The following is a 291-nucleotide window of genomic DNA, read 5'->3' as shown; positions in this document are numbered from 1 at the left end:
AATGTGAGTTTCCTGATGCAGCTAGCGCTGCATCAACAAAGTTTAAGTACTTATTAGACAAAACACTAAACATCCCCTTTGTGTTTTCGCTAGCAAGTTAACACTTTGGGGTTTTATCCTTTTTAAATGATTACGGACTAAATTAAGTAGGAAATAGGTTTTCTGGTAGTCCTGTATTAATTGGTTGGCGTTTTTGAACACTTGAATTTCAAGAGTTCTCTCAAAGTCCACTTCTTCTCAGCAATCCCTGATTGCTGAGCAGGTGTTCTTTTGTGCTTTACACCATCTTTA

Annotated in this window: 1 pseudogene; it reads right to left on the bottom strand. The window is 37.1% G+C overall.

Annotated elements, in window-relative coordinates:
- Positions 1–176: 176 nt before the first annotated feature.
- A pseudogene (locus CUN85_RS13755) lies at positions 177–291 on the bottom strand (IS1 family transposase); the annotation flags it as partial.

It is taken from the genome of Methanolobus halotolerans (assembly GCF_004745425.1).
In the GTDB taxonomy this organism is placed as follows: Archaea; Halobacteriota; Methanosarcinia; order Methanosarcinales; family Methanosarcinaceae; genus Methanolobus; species Methanolobus halotolerans.
Note: the sequence above shows the minus strand (reverse complement) of the source record. Positions and strands in the feature narration are given on the sequence as shown.